We start from the raw sequence: 19,814 nt of genomic DNA, 5'->3' as shown, positions 1-19,814 counted from the left end.
GCAACCTGCAACTGCTCTACCAGGGTCGTTCCCCCAGCTCCGGCGGCGACTACGGCCTCCTGCCGTACCGGCCGGGTCTGCTGACCCTGCAGCGCTGACACTGGTAAACACATGACGGGCGGGCTCGGCGTCACGCCGAGCCCGCCCGGCTCATGTCAACGCTGCGATCAGCCCGGGCTCACCGGATCGGCGTGCCGGTCACGCAGGTCAGCACCTGGCCCCGACCACGGGTGGCGCTCGATGTGGTCGTGGCGAAACCGTGGGTTTCGAGCAGCAGTTCGGTCGCTGTGAGGTTCGCTGTGGCGTGCGCCTCGGTGGGTCGCTCGCCGAACACGTAGAGCCGCCCTCCCGGTGCCAGCAGGCTACGCATCCGACCGATCTGCTGCGCCGCGTCGCCCAACCAGAAGAGGCTGACGTTCACCGCGAAGATCTTGGTGAAGTGGTCAGTCGGAAGGTCGGCCGACTCGAACCCGGCTCGCCGGATCTCGGCTCTACCGGCGTCGACGTGGCTCAGGTTCCGTTGGGTCGCCAGCCGCACCATCGTCGCGGCGCGGTCGATGGCGACGATCCGGCCGGTGGTGAGCTGGCTGGCGACCAGGGAGACGGCAGCCCCGCGACCGCAGCCGATCTCCAGCATCTGGTCGTCGGGTGCGACAGCCATGGTCTGCACCGCCCAGCGCTGCCGGTGGGCGGCCGTCACCCGAATCGGTTCGTTCGCCGCAGGCGTCGGGCCGGCGCTGGACGAACCCGGATCGCGGGTGGAAAGAGTGGACCTCACGACATCACTCGCCGGTGCCTTCTCTGCTCACACCTCTGATTCCACCCTCTCGGCGGAGTCAGTGCACCGTGTCCTCGGTCACCGCGCCGGATCGACAGGTGCGGCAGCGGTCAGTGCACGGGCGGCGCGTCCATCGCCATCGACGGTGCCCGAACCGCCTGAGGCACCGAGGCACCGAGGTCCGGTCCGGGGCGGCGGCTCCAGCAGCCGCCGCCCCGGACCGGGCGATGCGTCAGGCGATCCGATAGGCCCGCTGGATCGTCTGGGTGACCGTGTTGCCGGCGGTGTCGGTGGCGGTCAGCCGCAGCGAGACGAACCCGGCCCGTCGCGGATGACTGATCAGCGCGACGTTCCGGAGCACCGGCAACGCGAGCCACGTACGGCCGTCGTCGAACGACGCGGAGACACCGAGCGTGCGGTTGGGTGCCGCCTTCGAGCCGGCCTGTCGATCCAGCGTCACCGGAATCGTCATGATCCGGCCCGCGCGTGCCGTGTTGGTGTCATCGAGCACTGGCGTCGGCCGAGCCGTCGTCAGGGGCAACCGCTCCGGCGACGCGGTGTGCGCCGAGGTGAAGGTCCAGGCCACTGAGACCGATGTCGACAGCGTGTCCGGAGCTTCCCGGGTGACAGCCGCCTCCAGCCGGTAGGTGGCCTTCCCGGCGGGCACCGCGAACTCGGCCCACGGGCTGTCCGAGGTGCCGATCTCCTTACCGTCGCGCAGCAGCCGGATCCGCACCGGCCTGTCGTCGCGGCTCGCGGGGCGACCGGCCGCGTCACCGAACAGTGGCAACGACGCGATCGAGATGGTGTCGCCGTCGCGGCCCGCGTACCCCAGGGGTGACAGGGTCGGCGCCTGGGTCACCGTGGGCCCGAAGGGCGCCGCGTTCCAGGTCTGGTTGTACGTGCGCCCCGACCTGACTGTCGAATCCTGCGTCGCGAGGGTGTCCCCCTCGACGAACGTGGACGTCCAGACGAGGCCGCCGTCGGTGTTGTAGTACTCGGTGCCCTTGAACGGCAGGTCGACAGGAGTGTTCGACCCGATCGGGCCCGCGCCTCCGGGTGCCGAGGCGCGGTGGAACCGGGTGGCCGTCGCCGTCGTGGACTGGCTTCGGTAGGTCGCCCGGACGGTGGCCAGGTTTCCCGGCGACAGCTTCCTGGTCAGGCCGGTGAACATGTCGCCCTTGTCGACGTACGCGAGGTCGTAGGTGTAGGGACTGTTCCGGAAGGTGCCGTCCCTGCCCGGTCGGGCGAGCCCGACGCCCAGCGTCGCGGTGAACTCGGGCGCCGTGACGGCGGGCCCGAGCCGGCCGAAGAAGACGTCAGTGAAGGACACTCCGCTGAGTTGGACGCCCGGGTAGCGCATGCCGTCGTCCCAGTTGGCGCTCACGTTGATCGAGATCGGCGCGGCGTCGTGCTGCGGCACTGTCAACGCGACCGGCTTGGCGTTGCGGGCGTCGACCGTCTCGGTGACCGGGCCACGTACGTCCAGGACCGGCTGCGCGAGCAGTGTCGACACGGCGCCCTCGTGGATGGTGCTGTAAAGCGCGTACCGACCCTTGGGCAGCCGTAGGACGCCGCCGCCCGGTGTCGCGGGGAGGGTGCTGAACTCGCCGGTGGTCAGGTTCGCCGCCACTGTCGTGTACTCGGTGGCCGGCTTGCCGTCGCGTCCGGTGTGGTTGAGCCGTACGTCGTAGCTCTCGATCTCACGGTTCAAGACGAAGGGCGTCCGTACCCGCAGGTCGCCGGCGCCGGTAGCGGTCAGCGCCCCCTGGTAGACGCCGTCCGGTGCGTCCACCCGGGTGTTGACAGTGATCGTCGCCTCGGCGCGGCCACCGGCCGGCACCACCAGCGTGGCCGGGCTGACGGTGAGCATGCCGGCCGGGGCCGGAGCGATGGCCAGCGTCAGTGTGACCGGCGCGGTGCCCGTGTTGCGGTAGCCGACGACCTGGGTGATCGGGCTGTCGTCGGCGTGCGGCCAGCGCTGCACCGGAAAGTCGATGGCGGCGATGTCGGTGGCGACCGGCTGGGCGACCGCGCGGGCGATGTCCACCCGGCCGGCGCCCTGCTCGTAGATGGTGTCCTCGCCGGTCGGCTTGGCGGAGTCCATCAGGGCGGCCTTGAGCTGAGGGCCGGTCCAGTCCGGGTGCTGCCCGGCGAGAATCGCGGCGGTGCCGGCCACGTGCGGAGTCGCCATCGACGTACCCGACATGGTGGCGTAGTCGCCGCCCGGGGCGGCGGCGACGATGTCGACGCCCGGTGCGCTGATCTCGGGTTTGATGTGGTTGTCGCCGATGCGTGGGCCCCGGCTGGAGAAGTAGGCCCGCTGGTCGTCGGCGTCCACGGCGGCGACGGCGAGAGCGTCGTCGGCGGAGGCCGGCGAGGAGACCGACTTCGGCTTCCCCTCGTTGCCGGCCGCGACCACGAAGAGGGTGCCGTACCGGTGGCTCAGGTCCTGGACCGCGGTCTCCAGCGGGTCGAGGCCGGGCGCGTCGTCGCCGCCCACGCTCAGGTTGACCACAGGGGTCCGCGGCGCGAGCCACTGCATGCCGGTGATGATGTCCGAGTCCTGGCATTCGGTGGTGGCGCAGACCTTGCCGACGAGCAGCTTCGCCCCCGGCGCAACCCCGCGATACCTGCCGCCGGAGGCGGCGCCGCTGCCGACGATCGTCGACGCCACGTGGGTGCCGTGGCCGACCGAGTCGCTGGGGTCGTTTCCGCCGGTGAAGTCCCGGACCTCGGCGAGGTGGCCGGCGAAGTCGGGGTGGCTGGCGTCGATCCCGGTGTCCAGCACGCCGACGGTGACGCCGGTGCCGTCGAAACCGGCCTGCCACGCCGCCGGGGCACCGATCTGGGGCACGCTGCGATCGAGGGAGACCTTGCGCTTGCCGTCCAGCCAGATGTGGGTGATCCCCGCGGCGAGGGTGCGCGCGGACGACGTACCACTGGTGAGCGACGCCCAGAGCGTCACCCGGTCGTCCCGGTCCGCCCGGACCGCTAGCGCGTGCGCGGCCGGGAGGTCGGCCCGCACCCGCCCGGCACCCCCGGTGGTGGCGGTCCGCGCCCGCGCCGCCGTGTTCTCGGGGTACGCGACCAGCAGCGGCAACTCGGCTGCCCGGTCGTCGTAGCCGAACTCGCCGAGCGTGCTGAGGTCGAACAGGCGTCGATCGAGCCGCCCGTCCCGCACCAGTGGCATCGCGTCCACCGGGATGACGTACTGGTGACCGTCTTCCCGGCTGCTCACGAACCGCATGCCGGCACGACCCGGCGCGCGCTGGATCTGCGGGCGACCCGCCGCGTCCAGTGAAACCCGGTCTCCGGTGATCAGGGTGAAGGTTCCGTGGGCGCCGGGGGCCGTGGCCGTCGGCTTTTCCTGCGCGTTCGCCGGTTGGGCGGTCAGGCCAGCCGCAACCAGCGCGGTCGCGAGTACGCCGGCTGTCAGGGCGCGTCGTTGCCGTCGTCGCACATCGTCCTCTCCGCCACGGGCGTCTCCCGGGTCGGCACGATGACGCCTGACCAGGTCGTTAGGTTGATCACCCTGGTGTGACAGAGGCCACAATCTCGCCCCGCGCCGACGCGACCAATCCACCCTGGCGAGTTCCATGCGGCGGTGACCAGTGGACGAGGCAGGGGAGGGCACCGGTCGGATGCGTGACGCCGAAGAGTTCGACGCCCTCTACGCGGCCTGTGCGGGCCGGGTCGTGGGTCACGTGTACGCGCTCACCGGCAACCGCGCCGAGGCGGAGGACGCCGTCGCCGAGGCGTTCATGCGGGCCTGGCAGCGATGGGCGACGGTGCGGGAGACGGACAGTCCGGAGGCGTGGGTCCGCCGGGTGGCCTCCCGGATCGCGGTGAGCAGCTGGCGCAAGGCGTTCAACCGGGTACGCGCGCACCGCCGGGCCGCTGTCGACCAGGGTGTGCCCGGACTGAACGAGGACCACGTCGCACTGTTGCAGGCGCTGCAACGGCTGAGCGCCAACGAGCGGCGGGCTGTCGTGTTGCACCATCTCAATGACCTCAGCGTCGCGGAGGTGGCAGCCGAGATGCAGGCCCCCGTCGGAACCGTGAAGACGTACCTCGCCCGTGGTCGGAGAGCGATGGCCGGGTTGCTGACCGATGCGCACCAGGAGGAGACCTCCCATGGCTGATCCGCGCGACGATCTCACCGCGATAGTGGACGAGGTCCGGCGAGTCACCACGCTGCCGGGGGCACAGACGTTGCGGCACCGCAGCGACCGGCGTCGGCGGCGTCGGACGGCCGTCGGCGCAGCAGGGCTGGCCGTGGTGGCCCTCGCCGCCGGCACCGCCCTGATGCAGGTGCGGGACAACGTCGAGACGCCCGGTGTCGGTCCGGCCACCCCTGTCGCGCCGCCCGTGGTCCCGTCCGCGACCGCCTCGGCGGGGCCGCAGGAGATCCTCGCTGGCCGGCGGCAGGTGCAGATCGCGCTGCCCGGCATGCGCGGGGCCACGTTGGCGATCGACAGCGACGGCGATCAGGTGCGGGCCACCACCGAGCAGGGCATCGACGATCGGGCGCTGTGGGTGCTGCGCCCCGAGGGCGACAGGTACCGGATCCTCCTGGCGTCCGGTGCCGACGCGATCTGCATGACCGTCGTGCACGACGCCGCGCCGGGCAGCGTACGCGGCCGGGCGTGTAATGCCGCCGCCTCGACGCAGCTCTTCCGGATCGACCAGGTTCCTGACGGCAGCTACTCGATCTTCCAGGGCAAGCGTTACGTCCAGGTGGTCGACGGCACCAACGCCCTCGTCCCCGACCTGCCCGAGGGCCTGACCACCACGTACGAGTTCCTGGACCGCGGGCCGAGGTAGCCAGCCTCGACACTGACCGCCGGGCAGGGCAGCGTCGAGATCGACGGTGAGCCGCTGCGGCAACACAGCGGGGGTGGGCCAGCGTCGGCCCACCCCCGTTGTTGTCTGTTGCTGGATCAGTCGCGCGGGAGCTGCAGCACCACGCGGCGACGGCGGAACAGTACGAACAGCGCGGCGCCGAGCACGAGCACTGCCGCGCCGCCGCCGGCGAGCATGGCCGCCGGTGCGCCGGTGACGGGCAGGCCGCCACCCGAGCCGCCCTCGTCGTCACCGCCGCCAGCGGTGCCGCTGGTGATGACGATCTGGGCGGTGTTGTTCTCCGGCTTGGACTCGGACGCCGCGGTGACGCTGCGGGCCACGATCGTGCCGTCGGTGCCCGGAGCGGACTTGATCTTCACTTGGACGGTCGACTTGATGCGGCCCCAACCGGAAGCCGTGGCCGGGAACTCGCTCTCGAAGTTGCACCGGAGCTTGGCCGATTCTGGCAACGTCTCGTGCTCGGTGCCGTCGGTCCAGCACCACTCGCTGGGCAGCAGGACCGTGCCGGTCGGCGCCGTGATGATCACTGACGGGCCGCCGCCGTCGGAGGGACCGTTGTTGACGACCTCGTAGGCGACGTTGACCGTCTGACCGACGGCACCCTTGACAGCCGGCGCGGTCACCGAAATGTCGAGGGTGTTCGGCTTGCTCCAGAACCCGAACCACGCATAGTTGTCGTACTCGTCGAGCTCGCCCTGCGCCGCGCGCTGCCGCGCGAGGTCGCCCTTCGCGCCCTTCGCCGCGAGCTTACGAACAGCCTCGGCGAACGACGGTCCGGTGCCCTTGGCGCGGGTGCTGCCCTTGGCCGAGCGCTCCTGCCCGGCGAGGGCGACATCCACCGAACCGTAGTTCTCGCTCGGGCCGTCCAGGTTGCGGCCAAAGTTGATGTTGAAGAGGGACTTCCCGGTCTCGTCGTCGAAGAAGAGCAGACCGTCGCCGGGCGCGAGGCTCGTCGGGACCACGCAGGTGACCTCGCTGGGCCCGTACACGTAAGGCTTGCCGATGTCGTCCGGGTAGTAGTCGGTGTAGGTGCAGTCGCTGTACCGCTCGGCGAACGTGGCGCCGGTGGGAACACCGACCCGCACGGTGAAGTTCTCGGCGGCGGTGTCGCCCTCGTTGCCGACGCCCGCAAACAGCGGGACGGTGTCACCCGGGCCGACCGGCGTCTTCTTGTCGTTCAGGTCCTGTGCGGCGGCGACCAGATCGGGGCCGGACGGGAGCACCGTGACCGGGAACGAGGTGGTGTCGTTGCCCGGTGCCATGTCGTCTTCGGCGCCGTCGATGGTGACGGTGACCGAGCCGGCGTCGCCGGGGGCGGCACCTTGGCGGCTGGTCAGCGTCAGGGGGTAGACGGACTCGACCTGGCCGGCGTTGAGCGCCCCGACGTTGCAGGTGACAGTGGTGTCGGCGAGCTTGCAGTCGCTGTAATCCGGCACGGACGCGGTGACAGCGTCGGAGACCTTGCTCAGGTCCAGGGTGACTGTCACCGCCGTTGCCGGGGCCTCGCCGTAGTTGTAGACGTACATGCCGACGGTGCTGCCGTTGTTGTCGATCTCAGCAACGGGTTCATTGTGGAACGAGACGAACAGCTCGGGCAGCGCCTCGGCGGCAGCCGCCGCGTGTGGGGCGCTGAAGAGGGTGGCCGTTGCCAGCAGCGCTGTCGCTGCGGCGAGGCGCGAGAATTTCGGCGATATGCGGTTCACGTCATCTCCGTTGAGGGGGGAGTTGGCCGCACTCTAACTGTTGATCATCAGAAATTCCGTCCCGCGCCGGGTCGCGCGGCTCCGAGCCGGAGCCCGAGCGTCAGAGCCAGACCACGAGCCCGGTCAGGTCGTTGAGGACCGCGGCCACGCCCGCCCGGATGGCCGCCGCGCACCGATCGGCGGTGAACGAGTTCGGGTCGTACGTCGAGGACATGCCCAGCCCCTCGCCACGGAACGACGCGCCGTCCCAGTCGACAGCTGTGACGTTGTGGGTGGGCTCGGCAAGTTCCGCGCCGACCACGAGAAACTTCTCGTCCAGGTGGTTCGGGGTGACCAGCGCGAGCCCGTCGATGAGGTCGTTGCCCGCGCTGACGATGAGGTCCGGGCCCATCTCCATCGCCTTGGCGATGCTGGGAACGCTGTCGTGCACACTGCCGACCGCGATCGTCCTCAGGTCGACGTGCTCGTCGTCGGCCCACTCCTTCACCGCGGTCACGAGGGCCTTGGTCGGATTGTCAGTACCGCTGGTCAGCAGGACGACCCGGTAGTCCTTCGGCGGATGGACGTCGGCCCACGAGCCGGGCTGCGGGGTGATGGTCGCCTCCGGCGCGGGCTTCGTGGAGGGGTCGACGAACCCCGGGCCGAGAGTGCCGATGGCGCTGGGCGCCGGACGTGGCTCGGACCAGTCGTGGCTGGAGTTGCAGGCGGTGACCAGCGCGGCGGTCGCGGCCAGCATGGCAACGGCCCGAAGCGGGGGGCGCAAGGTGATCGTCCTCCGGGTGGTGGCGGAAAGTGCGCGTACTTGTTCTTATTCCTATCTCAATTCCGGTCGCCGGTAATCGGTGGGCGGTCGTTCGGCGGAGTTGTTCTCCGGCGGTTCGTCGGTGCGCGGGTTGGTGTTCACCAACGGCATGCAACGTGCACTGGCCAACCGAGGGAGTCGAATGTTAGGCCGTATCCGCCGTACCTTTATCGTCGCCGCTGTCGGTTTCGCCGCAGTGGTGGTTCCGTTTCTGGGCGCCGAATCGGCGTCCGCGCACGGCTTCTCGTCGACTGTGTACGCGAAAATTGCAGCGGGAGATGAGGGTCACATTCGTACCGGGGTGGAGCTCGAATACGACCTCCTCGTCGTGTCCGCCGCCGATGCCGGCGACGACGACCCGCTCTTTCAGGCGGGAACCGCCGCGTTCGAGGCGGATGACACCGCCGCTCAGGCCGCCGCACTGAAGAGTCACGCTTCGGCCGTTCTCGGATACGTCTCCGACCGGCTCTCGGTGAGTTCCCGGGGTGCGGTCTGCCGGCCGACCCAGGTGGGTGACGCGACGATCGGCGAGCGTGAGGGCGTGCCGTACGCGGACCTGCTGCTCGACTGGACCTGCCCGGAGCGGGGCGACGAACACGTGGTGCGCAGCGGTCTCTTCCCGGATGGCGAGGGCTACGTCAAGGGCACGAAGACGATCGTCACCTACGAGATCGACGGCCGTTCGGGCAGTGCGGCGCTCGACGCCGCCAACCCGTCCTTCTCGACCGCGCAGGCCTGGTACGAGAGGTTCGGCGAGTTCTTCCTCCTCGGTGCCGAGCACCTGCTGAGCGGGATCGACCACATCCTGTTCCTGCTGGCGCTCATCGCCGGGTCGCGGCGGCTTCGGGAGATCGTGCTCGCGGCCACCAGCTTCACACTGGCGCACTCGGTGACGTTCATGCTCGCCGCGCTCGGCCTGGTCGAGGTGCCGGGGGTGATCGTGGAGCCGATCATCGCGTTGTCGATCGCCGTCGTCGCCGGTTGGCACCTGTGGGGGATCTGGCGGCGTGGTGAGCGCGCGGCCGACCTGGAGACGGCCGGGCGCGGTCACTTCAGCCTGGATCGGGCCGGCTGGATCCGCCTCGGCGTGGTGTTCTGCTTCGGCCTCGTGCACGGCCTGGGATTCGCGGGCGCCCTGGGTATCGACGAGGCGTGGTCGTGGACCCTGCTGTGGTCGCTGCTGGTGTTCAACGTCGGCATCGAGGTCGTTCAGTTGACGATTATCGCTGTCGTGTTCCCGTTGCTGTTCGTGCTACGCCGTCGTGCGCCGAAAGCCGGCCTCCGGGCGACCGGAGCTGTTTCAGCGGGCGTGTCCATTATGGGGCTGATCTGGTTTGTGCAGCGCGTTTCTGGATCATGAGTAGGGCTAAGTAGTTCGTGACGTGCAGTCTTTCGCAAGATCACGTTCATGGTCGGTTCATCGGGCGGCGAAAGCGTGGAATTGCTTCCCCAGCGTCGGGTGAAGGCACATTCCATTTCTCTATTTGAAAAGGGAACAATGTCGATGACATTGAGCACCTCGACACGGGCCTCCGCGCTCGTGCGGCGGCGCCTGGTCGCCGGGGTCGCAGCCGGGTTCCTCGGTATGGGCGCGGCCCTCGGTAGTGGCCTGATGGCCACCGCGAGCGCGGCCGAGTCCACCACGATCACCGGTGTGGTCCTCGGCGTCGGCGCCAACGAGACCCAGCGCATCGTGAGCTGGTACTCCTCCGCCGACACCGCGCAGAAGATCCAGCTCGCCCCGACCGCCGAGATCGTCAACGGCGAGTTCCCGGCCGGCGCGGTCAGCTTCGACGCCGTCGGTGCGGCGAACACCTCCACCACCGGCTTCAACCGGCACGCCACGATCGGCAACCTGCGTGAGAAGACGGCTTACTCGTACCGGGTCGGCGCCGAGGGCAGCTGGTCTCCGGCGCACGCCTTCAAGACGCAGGACTTCGAGGGCGACTACGACTTCCTGTTCTTCGGCGACCCGCAGATCGGCTCCTCCGGTGACCGGCTGAAGGACCAGGCCGGCTGGGAGGACACCCTGAAGGTCGCCACCGCGGCCAACCCGAACGCCGAGCTGCTGGTCTCCGCCGGCGACCACGTCGAGAGCGCCAACGACGAGGGTCAGTGGACCTCGTTCCTGGCCCCCGACCAGCTGCGCCAGATCCCCCTCGTCGCCACCATCGGTAACCACGACGTCGGCGGCAAGTCCTACGAGCAGCACCACTTCACCCCGAACACCGACCGCTCGGCCCAGTACTACAACGGGGACCAGGCGACCCGGTCCGGCGGCGACTACTGGTTCATCCACAAGGATGTGCTGTTCATCGACCTGAACAGCAACAGCTACGTCAACCCGGCGGACGGCTCCGCTGGCGGCGACGCGGCGCACGTCGCGTACGTCACCGACGTCATCAACAAGCACGGCTCCGAGGCCAAGTGGAAGGTGCTGGTCTACCACCACTCCATCTACTCGCCGGCCAGCCACGCCACCGACACCGACAACAAGCAGCGGCGGGAAGACTTCACCACCGCGTTCTCCAACCTCGGCGTCGACATGGTGCTCCAGGGCCACGACCACAGCTACTCGCGCAGCTACTCCATCAAGAACGGCCAGAAGGAGAACCCGGCTGAGACGCCGGGTGCTGCCGACGTGTTCCCCGGCCCGGGTGGCGTCATCTACGTGACGGCCAACTCGGCCTCCGGCTCGAAGTACTACGACATCAAGAAGCCGGACGCCACCGGCACCGGCATCCGTGGCAACGGCCCGGACCCGCTGGACGCGAACAAGTACTGGTACAACTCCGTGCAGAACCAGGAGCACGTGCGCAGCTACGTCAAGGTGCAGGTTCGCGGCGACAAGCTGGTTCTCGCGAACGTCCGCAGCGGCACCTGCGCGGCGCCGAACGCGGCCGTCGAGAAGGGCCTCTCCTGCGTCAACACCCCGGACGGCCAGCCGGTCGGCTCGATCGTCGACAACGTCACAGTGCACCCGTTCCACGGTGACGGCCAGGCCATCCAGGTCAACGTGCCGAACCCGGCTCCGGGCGAGTTCGGCTGGACGATCGACGGCTACAACGGTCTTGTCGACCTGGGTACCGCGCAGGAGCGCAACGGCACCTACTTCCAGGCCAACGGCAAGATCAACCCGATCCTCGTGTCGGACAGCCGCCGGTCGCTTGCCCCGTGGTCGATCTCGGCCAACGTCGGCGACTTCTCCGACGCCGACAAGACGTTCTCCGGCTCCTACCTCGGTTGGGACCCGTACGTGCTCGACGCCGGCGCGGGCGCCGAGGCCGGTGCCCCGGTCCTGTCGTCCCTCGACGACCAGGGCAAGGGCCTCTCGGTCTCCAGCGCGCTCGCCGCGGCCGCGCAGGGTCACCCGCGTGGCGGTGCCAAGCTCGGCGCTGACCTGGACCTGAAGATCCCGGACAGCATCGCGAAGGGCAGCTACCGCACCACCCTCACGATCACCGCACTGAGCAGCTGACCGGACTGTTCCATTCGGCGGGGTAGGCACCTTCGGGGCCTACCCCGCCACCGGTCCACCCACTACCAAGATCACCACAAGGACTTGAAATGCAACCGTCCGTAACTCGCTGGAAGACCACGACCGCCGCACGCCTCCGTACGACAGCACTGTCCCTGCTCGCCGTCGTCGCGGCCCTCGGTGTCGGCGCCGGTCCCGCCCTGGCCGCGGACGGTAACGTCGCCTGGACGGTCCGGACGGCCTCCAACGGGTACGGCGAGGCCCGCTCCAGCTACAGCTACAACGTCAACCCGGGCGGTGCCGTCGAGGACGCCATGGTCGTGGCCAACCGCGGCCCGGCGCCGCTGACCCTCTCCGTGTACGCGGCCGACGGCTTCACCACCGACGCCGGCCAGCTCGACCTGCTCACCAGGGACAAGAAGTCCATCGCGATCGGCGCCTGGGTGAAGCCGAACGCCGACAGTGTGGTGATCCAGCCTGGCAAGACCGCCCAGGTCCCCTTCACTGTCGGTGTTCCGCAGAACGCCACGCCCGGGGACTACGTCGGTGGCATCCTCACCACGCTGACCCAGGCCGACCAGGCTGAGGGGATCAACGTCGACCGGCGCCTCGGCATCCGGATCACGTTGCGGGTGGGCGGCGAGCTGAAGCCGAACCTCGCGATCGAGAACCTCCACGTCACGTACGCCGGGCCGACCAACCCGTTCAGCAAGGGTGACGCCACCATCACCTTCAAGGTCCACAACGTCGGCAACGCGGCCCTGTCCGGTAAGCAGGCGGTGACCGTCGCGGGTCCGTTCGGCCTGCTGCGGGTGCGGGCCGAGGACGTGGCCGCTCCGCCGGAGCTGCTTCCGGGTGAGAGCTGGGACGTGTCGGTCCCCGTACGCGGGGTGGCTCCCGCCATCTCGCTGGCCGCGACCGCGACAGTGACACCCCTGCTCACCGACGCCTCGGGTTCCACCACCTCGCTCAAGCCGGTCCAGGTCACCGCGCACGGCTGGGCCCTGCCCTGGATGCTGGTGCTGCTGCTCGTCGTGCTGATCGCCGTGCTCGTCGGGGCGTACCTTTTCCGACGCCGCAACCGGGCGCAGGGCAAGGCGCGCGAGGACGCCCGCGTCCGCGACGCCGTCGAGCAGGCGCTTCGTGGGCCGGAGCCGCAAACCTCCTGATCGCGGCCATTCCCGCGCCCACCACGGCTACGCCCGGCGAGGCCCACCGAGCGCCTGCGTTCGTCCTTGTGGGTGAACGACGCTCAGCTCCGAACCACGCCCGTTCCCGAGCCGGCATGCTGCGACGGTGACGCCGGCACGGAGAGGGAATCCACATGGTTGACGGGGATGTGCCAGAGCGGATGCAGGCCGCGGCCTTGGACGAGTTCGGCGGGCCGGAGGTGATCACCCTGCGGAAGCTGCCGATCCCGCAGGTCGCCGACGATGAGGTGCTGATCAGGGTCCTGAGCGCCGGCGTCGGGGTGTGGGACGTGTACGAGCGGCAGGGTGTGCTGGTGCCGGAGGGCTCGGCACTCCCGATCGTGCCCGGCTCCGACGGTGCCGGAACCGTCATCGCGGCCGGCAGCAAGGTGACCAACCTGGCGGTGGGCGACCTCGTCTACGTCTCCGCCACCACGCGGCCAAAGGGCGGCTTCTACGCCGAGTACGCGTCGGTCAGGGCGGAGTACGCGGCGAAGGTGCCCGACGGTGTGCCCGCCGAGCACGCCGGTGCCATGCCCACCGATGCGCTGACCGCGCTGGCCGGGCTCGACGCGATCAGCCTGTCGGCCGGCGCCTGGTTGCTGATCTTCGGTGCGAGCGGCGGTCAGGGGCACCTGGCCGTGCAGTTGGCGAAGCGGCAGGGGCTGAACGTGATCGCCGTGGCGTCCGGGGCGGACGGCGTCGCGCTGGTGACCCGGCTCGGCGCCGACGTGTCCCTCGACGGCCACGGGGAGATGACCGACGTGCTGGCCCGGATCCGGGACGCGGCGCCGGGTGGGGTGAACGCCATCCTGGCGATGGCCGGCGGCGCCACGCTGGACCGGCTCACCGAGGCGCTGGCCGACGGCGGAGTGGTCGCGTTCGCGCACGGGGTGCAGCCGGAGCCGCAGGAGCGGCCGGGCGTCATGGTCCGCGCGTACGACGGCGAATCGAGCCCTCGACAGTTGCAGCGCCTCAACGAGCTCATCGAGGCCGGGCCGTTCGTGGTGCACGTCGCGGAGAAGTTCCCACTGGGCAAGGTGCGGGATGCGCACCAGCGCCTGCAGACGTCCTACTCGGGCAAGCTCCTGCTGACGGTGGCCTGAGACGTCAGGGCGTGCGCTGCTGCGGCACGCGTACCGAAGCCATGCCGGCCGCCGTCGCGGCCTGGATGCCCAGGTCGGTGTCCTCGAAGACCAGGCAGGACTCCGGGGGTACGCGGAGCTGTTCCGCCGCGAGCAGGAACGCCTCCGGGTCGGGCTTGGCCCGGGTGTAGTCGTCGGCGCAGACCAGCACGTCGAACCGGTCCAGTAGGCCGAGCGCGTCCAGGGAGGCGGTGACCGACGCGCGGGTGCTGCCGGAGACGACGGCGAACGGGACCCGCCGGTGCGCGTCGTGGATGTGAGCCAGCACCTCGGGCACGGCGGCGAGCTGCGGTAGCAACTCCTGGTAGTAGCTCTCCCGGCGCTCGACGACGGCCGCCACCGGCATGGCCAGACCCTGCTGCTCGTTCAGCGCGACGATGATGTCGGCGGTGGGCCGCCCACCCCAGGCGTAGAAGAGGTCCTCCGGGAACTCGCAGCCCCACTCCTCGAGGGCCCGCTGCCAGGCCAGGTAGTGCAGCGGCATCGAGTCGACGATGGTGCCGTCGCAGTCGAACAGGTACGCGGCGAACGGCCCGGGAGGCAGAGGCAGATTCACCCGGGAAGGGTACAGCTCACTCGGTCGTGACGGCTCTCAGCTGGCTGAGCAGGTACGCGCGTTCCGGCTCTGTGCCGACCAGTGTCAGCGCGCTGCGGTAAGCGGCCGCGGCCTCGTCGTACCGGCCGAGCCGGCGCAGCAGGTCGGCCCGCGCCGCCGGATAGGGGTGGTGGCCGCGCAGCCGAGGTTCGTCGGCCAGCTCGTCGAGCAGCGCGAGCCCGGCCGCCGGCCCGTCCCGCATGGCGACCGCGGCGGCCCGGTTGAGCGCCACGATCGGTGAGGGCACCAGACCGAGAAGCACGTCGTAGAGGGCCACCACCTGCGGCCAGTCGGTGCTGGCCACGTCGGCTGCCTCGTCGTGCAGCGCGGCGATGGCGGCCTGCACGCCGTACGGGCCGGGCGCTCGGCCGGTGAGCGAGACCACCACCAGGCCGCGCCCCTCCTCGATCATGGGCCGGTCCCAGCGTCCCCGATCCTGGTCGTCGAGAAGGATCATGGCGCCGTCCGGCCCGGTACGCGCGTCCCGTCGGGCGTGGACCAGCAGCATCAGGCCGAGCAGCCCGGCGACCTCCCGCTCGGCCGGTAGCAGCCGACGCAGGATCCGGCCCAGCCGGATGGCCTCCTCGGCCAGGTCGATCCGTTGCAGGTCCGGGCCGGAGCTGGCCGCGTACCCCTCGGTGAAGACCGAGTAGACGGCCTGGAGCACAGTGGGCAGGCGTCCGGGCAGCTCGTCGGGGCCGGGCACCCGGAACGGGATGCGCGCGTCGCGGATCTTCCGTTTGGCGCGGACGAGTCGTTGGGCCATGGTGGCGGGCGGCACCAGGAAGGCCCGCGCGACCTCGGTGGTCGTGAGGCCGGCCAGGAACCGCAGGGTGAGGGCGCCGCGATCCTGCGGGGCCAGGGCCGGGTGCGCACAGGTGAAGAAGAGCGCCAACCGGTCGTCGGGCAGGTCGCGGTCCCCGTCGGCGGGCGGCGCGTGATCGGCCCGCTCGGCCTCCGCCTGCAGTACGGCGAGCCTGGTCGCCAGCACCCGGTCCCGACGCAGCCGGTCCACGGCCCGACGCCGAGCCGTGGTGAGCAGCCACGCGCCCGGCCGTCTCGGGACGCCATCGGTCGGCCAGTGCGTCAGCGCCGCCTCGATGGCCTCGGAGGTGACCTCCTCGGCCAGTTCGAGGTCGCCGAAGCGGCGCACGAGCGAGGCGAGCAGTCGGCCGCGTTCCTCCCGGAACACCGCCTCCACCGACGACCCGACGGCCGCCCCCTCGGCCGGCACGGTCACCCCTGCATGTCGATCTCGAAGATCGGACGGACCTGGACCGATCCGGTGCCGATGGCTCCGGGACTGCGGGCCGCCCAGTCCAGCGCGGCGTCGAGGTCGGGCACGTCGATGACGTCGTACCCGCCGAGCAGCTCTCGGGTCTCGGCGAACGGCCCGTCGGTGATCGTGCGCTCGCCGTCCGGGCCGACCTGCACAGTGGTGCAGGTGGTCAGGTCCTGCAGGGGGTGCCCGGAGACCCAGACCCCGGCGTCCTTCATCTCCCGGTCGTAGCGGATCCAGTCCTCGAAGCTGCACCCGTTGTCGACGACCTCCCCGTCAACCATGGGGCTCATGAACAGCAGCATGTACTTCACGTTTCGGCTCCTCTCGGTGCGGCGGGTCGCCGTACAGCATGACGACGAACGCGGGCCGGGGATATCGACACGGCGCGGCAGGATTTTCGCGACCGAGCTGTCCGACCGTGCTCACGGGAGGCGCCGCTGTGCCGACTCGGGTCGTTCGTCGCGTCGGTCCATCCGTCGCTCGAACCAGGTCACTCCGACCAGGAAGGCGGTCAGCACTGCGAGCGCCGCCAGTGGCGGCAGGGACCTGCCGATCGGCAGCAGGGCCAGTGCCAGCAGCGCGGCGACGACCTGCGCCGGGTACACCGCGCCAACGGTCAGCCGGCGGAAGGCCAACCTGCTGAGCAGGTAGAGGGCGGCGCCGCCGTAGAGCGCGGTGGCGGCCTCCCAGCCCAGCCGGCCGGGGTGCGCGGACTCCTGGGTGAGCTGGGCGATCACCTCCTCGATGCCGAGCGCGACGTAAATGGCGCCGATGATCAGCGTGGAGTGCCCGAGGCCGTACGCGTCGCCGGCCACGCTGGCCCGTCGGTCACCAGGCATGTTGCTGACGGCATCCCGGGCGGCGGGCGCCAGCCGATCGAAGTAGAGCCACCACAGGCACACAGTGCAGGTGAGGCCGAGCAGTGCGGCCAGTAGGGCGGAGCCGACCGGTGCCATCGCCCTCGAGCCCGCGCCGGCAGAGATCAGGGACTCGCCCAGCGCGATGATGAGCACCAGGCCGAAGCGCTCGCTGAAGTGGTCGACGCTGCGCAGTTGCCACGGCCGGAAGGTGGAAGCGATCCGGGCGCCGCCGATGTTCAGCAGAAACGCGACAGTCCAGAGCGCCGTCTGGGCGGCACCGCCGAGCAGGGCGCCGATGATCAGCGGGACCCAGCCCAGCACGACAGGCACTGTGAAGAACCGCAGCGTCGACCGCAGCGGAGGGTTCTCCGCGCTCGCCCAGAACAGAATCACGAGCTGCACGGCCCGGCCGACCACGTAGGCCAGGGCGAGAGTCAACGGCGCATCGAACAGTTCCGGGCTCTGCTGCCACGCGTCCGGCAACACCAGCGCGGCCACGAAGATCGCCGCCATCGCGACCAGGGTGACCGCGCGGACCGGGCCGACGTCCGGCCGGACCAGGTTTCCCACCCAGATGTACGGCGACCAGGAGTACAGCAGCAGGAGCAGCAGGAGTAGCCCCTGGGCAAGGGTGAGCGCGCCTGGCGACCCCGCCATGAACGTGATGACCCGGGTGAGCGCGAAGACGAAGACCAGATCGAAGAAGATCTCGAACATCGTGGTCCGGTGCGTCACCCCGGCCGGCACCGGATGAACGCCGAGAATCCTCCTCATTCTCGCATTCTGCGCTATATCGGTCGGCGGTCCACTCGGCTCCGTTCAGCCCGCCGCCGCACCTGCTGGTACGCGCCGGTCAGCCCCATCGCGCGGCGTACCTCGAGCATCGTCTGGCGTACCTCCTGGCGGGTCCGTTCCGTGCCCTCGACGATCAGTCGGTCGACCAGGCCCCGGTCGGCTTCGATCTCGGCCCGGCGCTGCCGGATCGGTGCCAGGAACGCCTCCAGCGCGACGATCAGCCGTTCCTTGACCTCCACGTCACCCACCCGCCCGGCGCGGTACCGCAGGGCCAGGTCGGCCACCTCGTCGCGGTCCGGATTGAAGACCTCGTGGTACGCGAAGACCGGGTTACCTTCCACAGTGCCCGGCACGTCGGCCCGCACCCGGTTCGGGTCGGTGTACATGCCGAGCACCTTGCGCCGCACCGTCGCCGCGTCGTCGGAGAGCGCGATCGCGTTGCCCCGGCTCTTGCTCATCTTGGCGGCGCCGTCGGTCCCCACCAGGCTCGGTGTGTCAGCCGGGATCAACTCGGGCGCCGGGAAGACGGGGCCGTACAGGTGGTTGAACCGCCGGGCTATCTCCCTGGTCACCTCGACGTGTGCGGCGTTGTCCCGGCCGACCGGAACCACCTCCCCCTTGACGCAGAGGATGTCCGCGGCCTGGAGCACCGGATAGCCCAGCAGCCCGTACGGCATCTCCTCCTTGCCGGCGTCGCGGGCCATGTCCTTGAGCGAGGGCACCCGTTCCAGCCGGGGCACGGTCACCAGGTTCTGCAGGAGGGTGTTGAGGTCGCCGACCTCGGGGATGGCCGACTGGAGGTAGAAGGTGGCCCGGTCCGGTTCGACGCCGGCCGCGAGAACGTCGGTCACCATCTCCCGGGCGTTGCCGGAGACCTGCTCGATGTCCTCCCGGCGGTTGCGGGTGGTGAGCATCTGCAGGTCGGCGATGATGAAGAAGCTCTCGTAGCGCCGGTGCAGCCGTATGCGGTTGGCGATGCTGCCGACGTAGTGGCCGAGGTGCAGGCGGCCGGTGGGCCGGTCGCCGGTGAGCATTCGTGCGACGGACATGGTGGTGCCTCTCGTATCCGAAGGTGGGTCACGCGTGGGCGCGCGCCAAGAAGGGCTGGCAGCCCTGCTCGGTCAGCGGGATCGACTCAGCGAGTCGCCCGCCATCGCGCGCCGGCGCGAAACCGCAGACCACCGGCACGGAGGACGTTCAGAAGTTGCTCACGGCCATCGCCGGAGTTGGTCGGGATCTCGGGCACGGCACCGAGGAACTGGCCGTCGACCAGGTCGACCGCCTCGGCTGCGCAGTTGCCCGTCCGGACCACGGCCTCAGATTACCCGCGCGGGATGGCGCCGGGAGGGGGGAGGCAGGTGCCGACGCAGTGCGTAGCTCTCCCGCCGCCGGCCCGCTGAACAGGTGCGCTGGCATACTCGGCTGCCATGGTGCTGTCGCGAGGGTGGAGTCTCTTCCTGGTCGGAGTCGGCGTCTGGACCTGGGTGATCTGGCCGAGGTTCGCGGTGGCCATCTGGCAGGACCCGCGGTCCTGGGCGTCCGGCACAGTCGCCGAAGGAACAGCCACCAGCTTCCTGTGGGTGCACGCGCTGCTGATCGCCGCATCCCTGGCAATCGGTAGCACCGCCGGCGTCCTCGGGGTCCGGGCTTGGCTCGCCGCCCGGCGGCGGACGTCCTGATCGCCGCCGCCGCTCCTGCCGATCAGGCCGGTCGGGGCCGGTACTGCTGGTGGCCGCCGAGCCCCCGTTGCTAACGGAAGTGGTCTGACCTGGGAAGACCGTTCGAGTGGGCGAATGTGACGCGCGCCGCTGCCTGTGGATTTGACGATCAATCCCGCAGACGCGTAACTTTCTCTCTGCCAGCGCGGAACGGGGCAAACGGGACGAAAGTCTTGGAGCACCGAAACGGGTTGGCAACCGGGTCAAGCAGGGTTCGCTCCTGGGAGACGCGGTCCGGGCGGGGCTTGCCGGATCGGCCGCGAGGCGGATTTGGTGCGGCGAAGCCGACCGGGTAAGGTTCACGACCGGCAGGGAACCGGGCGAGACTGCGGGAAACCGCAGCGGCCGGTCTGCCGAATCCGACGACCTGACGCAGCGGTTCGCTGCTGCGTGAGTGCGCCGGCGCTGACCCGTACGAAGCATGACAGACCGGGACACACGGTTTGACACGGCGAAGACGGTGAGGTAACGTAGTAAAAGTGCCCGGCGCGAGAGCGGCGGGGACGCGGTTCGAAAGCCCCGGTTGGGGTTCCACTGTGGTGGGGCTTCTGGTCGGTGTGTGGTTGTTCTTTGAGAACTCAACAGGGTGCTTGTAAAGCCAG

Annotated in this window: 17 protein-coding genes; 7 read left to right on the top strand and 10 right to left on the bottom strand. The window is 70.0% G+C overall.

Annotated elements, in window-relative coordinates; translation table 11 throughout:
* Positions 1-178: 178 nt before the first annotated feature.
* Positions 179-661, bottom strand: a complete 483-nt coding sequence (locus ABZS40_RS34580; RefSeq protein WP_354948654.1) for a class I SAM-dependent methyltransferase — start codon at positions 659-661, stop codon at positions 179-181.
* A gap of 349 nt (positions 662-1,010) precedes the next feature.
* On the bottom strand, positions 1,011-4,241 hold the full coding sequence (locus ABZS40_RS34575; RefSeq protein WP_354948652.1) for a S8 family serine peptidase: 3,231 nt from the start codon (positions 4,239-4,241) through the stop codon (positions 1,011-1,013).
* Between the two features lie 181 nt (positions 4,242-4,422).
* On the opposite strand from ABZS40_RS34575, the gene ABZS40_RS34570 reads away from it, so the two are divergent.
* Together ABZS40_RS34570 and ABZS40_RS34565 are read left to right on the top strand one after the other, a co-directional pair.
* Positions 4,423-4,923 carry a sigma-70 family RNA polymerase sigma factor gene (locus ABZS40_RS34570; protein ID WP_091396991.1) on the top strand — a complete coding sequence of 167 codons (501 nt, stop codon included), beginning with the start codon at positions 4,423-4,425 and terminating at the stop codon, positions 4,921-4,923.
* On the top strand, positions 4,916-5,605 hold the full coding sequence (locus tag ABZS40_RS34565) for a hypothetical protein (protein ID WP_354948650.1): 690 nt from the start codon (positions 4,916-4,918) through the stop codon (positions 5,603-5,605). Before ABZS40_RS34570 ends, ABZS40_RS34565 begins: the two co-directional genes overlap by 8 nt.
* A 116-nt stretch (positions 5,606-5,721) precedes the next feature.
* Here ABZS40_RS34565 and ABZS40_RS34560 read toward each other — a convergent pair whose 3' ends face one another.
* Positions 5,722-7,347 (bottom strand): LPXTG cell wall anchor domain-containing protein, encoded by a 1,626-nt coding sequence (locus tag ABZS40_RS34560; protein ID WP_354948648.1) that lies wholly within the window; start codon positions 7,345-7,347, stop codon positions 5,722-5,724.
* A gap of 100 nt (positions 7,348-7,447) precedes the next feature.
* Positions 7,448-8,110 carry a hypothetical protein gene (locus ABZS40_RS34555; protein WP_354948647.1) on the bottom strand — a complete coding sequence of 221 codons (663 nt, stop codon included), beginning with the start codon at positions 8,108-8,110 and terminating at the stop codon, positions 7,448-7,450.
* Positions 8,111-8,243: 133 nt separating this feature from the next.
* Here ABZS40_RS34555 and ABZS40_RS34550 point away from each other — a divergent pair, with 133 nt between their 5' ends.
* The 4 genes from ABZS40_RS34550 to ABZS40_RS34535 all read left to right on the top strand — a co-directional run bounded on the left by ABZS40_RS34550 (position 8,244) and on the right by ABZS40_RS34535 (position 13,923).
* Entirely contained in the window at positions 8,244-9,509 is a 1,266-nt protein-coding gene (locus ABZS40_RS34550; protein WP_354948656.1) for a HupE/UreJ family protein, read from the top strand.
* Positions 9,510-9,653: 144 nt separating this feature from the next.
* Entirely contained in the window at positions 9,654-11,627 is a 1,974-nt protein-coding gene (locus ABZS40_RS34545) for an FN3 domain-containing metallophosphoesterase family protein (protein WP_354948645.1), read from the top strand.
* An 89-nt stretch (positions 11,628-11,716) separates the two neighbouring features.
* Positions 11,717-12,796: a DUF916 domain-containing protein gene (locus tag ABZS40_RS34540; RefSeq protein WP_354948643.1), complete on the top strand. Its 1,080-nt coding sequence runs from the start codon at positions 11,717-11,719 to the stop codon at positions 12,794-12,796.
* Between the two features lie 155 nt (positions 12,797-12,951).
* A complete protein-coding gene (locus ABZS40_RS34535) occupies positions 12,952-13,923 on the top strand; it encodes an NADP-dependent oxidoreductase (protein ID WP_354948641.1) in 972 nt (323 codons plus the stop codon).
* Positions 13,924-13,927: 4 nt separating this feature from the next.
* Here ABZS40_RS34535 and ABZS40_RS34530 read toward each other — a convergent pair whose 3' ends face one another.
* From ABZS40_RS34530 to ABZS40_RS34505, 6 genes are all read right to left on the bottom strand, one after another.
* Complete coding sequence (locus ABZS40_RS34530; protein WP_354948639.1) at positions 13,928-14,518, bottom strand: HAD-IA family hydrolase; 591 nt, start codon at positions 14,516-14,518, stop codon at positions 13,928-13,930.
* A gap of 16 nt (positions 14,519-14,534) precedes the next feature.
* Positions 14,535-15,797: an RNA polymerase sigma factor gene (locus ABZS40_RS34525; RefSeq protein ID WP_354948637.1), complete on the bottom strand. Its 1,263-nt coding sequence runs from the start codon at positions 15,795-15,797 to the stop codon at positions 14,535-14,537.
* Positions 15,794-16,141 carry a YciI family protein gene (locus tag ABZS40_RS34520; RefSeq protein ID WP_210782759.1) on the bottom strand — a complete coding sequence of 116 codons (348 nt, stop codon included), beginning with the start codon at positions 16,139-16,141 and terminating at the stop codon, positions 15,794-15,796. Before ABZS40_RS34520 ends, ABZS40_RS34525 begins: the two co-directional genes overlap by 4 nt.
* A gap of 120 nt (positions 16,142-16,261) precedes the next feature.
* Positions 16,262-17,473, bottom strand: coding sequence for a low temperature requirement protein A (locus ABZS40_RS34515; protein ID WP_354948635.1), 1,212 nt, complete (start codon positions 17,471-17,473; stop codon positions 16,262-16,264).
* A 14-nt stretch (positions 17,474-17,487) separates the two neighbouring features.
* Positions 17,488-18,543: a tryptophan--tRNA ligase gene (trpS, locus tag ABZS40_RS34510; RefSeq protein ID WP_354948633.1), complete on the bottom strand. Its 1,056-nt coding sequence runs from the start codon at positions 18,541-18,543 to the stop codon at positions 17,488-17,490.
* A gap of 86 nt (positions 18,544-18,629) precedes the next feature.
* Positions 18,630-18,806 carry a hypothetical protein gene (locus ABZS40_RS34505; RefSeq protein ID WP_354948631.1) on the bottom strand — a complete coding sequence of 59 codons (177 nt, stop codon included), beginning with the start codon at positions 18,804-18,806 and terminating at the stop codon, positions 18,630-18,632.
* A 115-nt stretch (positions 18,807-18,921) separates the two neighbouring features.
* Between ABZS40_RS34505 and ABZS40_RS34500 the strand changes: the two genes are divergently transcribed.
* A complete protein-coding gene (locus ABZS40_RS34500) occupies positions 18,922-19,173 on the top strand; it encodes a hypothetical protein (protein WP_354948630.1) in 252 nt (83 codons plus the stop codon).
* Positions 19,174-19,814: the final 641 nt, after the last annotated feature.

The organism is Micromonospora sp. NPDC005324, from assembly GCF_040607155.1.
GTDB lineage: Bacteria > Actinomycetota > Actinomycetes > Mycobacteriales > Micromonosporaceae > Micromonospora > Micromonospora trifolii.
This window is presented reverse-complemented; position numbering and strand designations above follow the sequence as displayed.

What these genes read in the sequence shown, in the direction of transcription:
- ABZS40_RS34580 (WP_354948654.1), bottom strand. Translation starts at nt 661, where the DNA reads ATGGCTGTCGCACCCGACGACCAGATGCTGGAGATCGGCTGCGGTCGC.
- ABZS40_RS34570 (WP_091396991.1), top strand. Translation starts at nt 4,423, where the DNA reads ATGCGTGACGCCGAAGAGTTCGACGCCCTCTACGCGGCCTGTGCGGGC.
- ABZS40_RS34565 (WP_354948650.1), top strand. Translation starts at nt 4,916, where the DNA reads ATGGCTGATCCGCGCGACGATCTCACCGCGATAGTGGACGAGGTCCGG.
- ABZS40_RS34545 (WP_354948645.1), top strand. Translation starts at nt 9,654, where the DNA reads ATGACATTGAGCACCTCGACACGGGCCTCCGCGCTCGTGCGGCGGCGC.
- ABZS40_RS34540 (WP_354948643.1), top strand. Translation starts at nt 11,717, where the DNA reads ATGCAACCGTCCGTAACTCGCTGGAAGACCACGACCGCCGCACGCCTC.
- ABZS40_RS34535 (WP_354948641.1), top strand. Translation starts at nt 12,952, where the DNA reads ATGGTTGACGGGGATGTGCCAGAGCGGATGCAGGCCGCGGCCTTGGAC.
- ABZS40_RS34520 (WP_210782759.1), bottom strand. Translation starts at nt 16,141, where the DNA reads ATGCTGCTGTTCATGAGCCCCATGGTTGACGGGGAGGTCGTCGACAAC.
- ABZS40_RS34515 (WP_354948635.1), bottom strand. Translation starts at nt 17,473, where the DNA reads ATGAGGAGGATTCTCGGCGTTCATCCGGTGCCGGCCGGGGTGACGCAC.
- trpS (WP_354948633.1), bottom strand. Translation starts at nt 18,543, where the DNA reads ATGTCCGTCGCACGAATGCTCACCGGCGACCGGCCCACCGGCCGCCTG.
- ABZS40_RS34500 (WP_354948630.1), top strand. Translation starts at nt 18,922, where the DNA reads ATGGTGCTGTCGCGAGGGTGGAGTCTCTTCCTGGTCGGAGTCGGCGTC.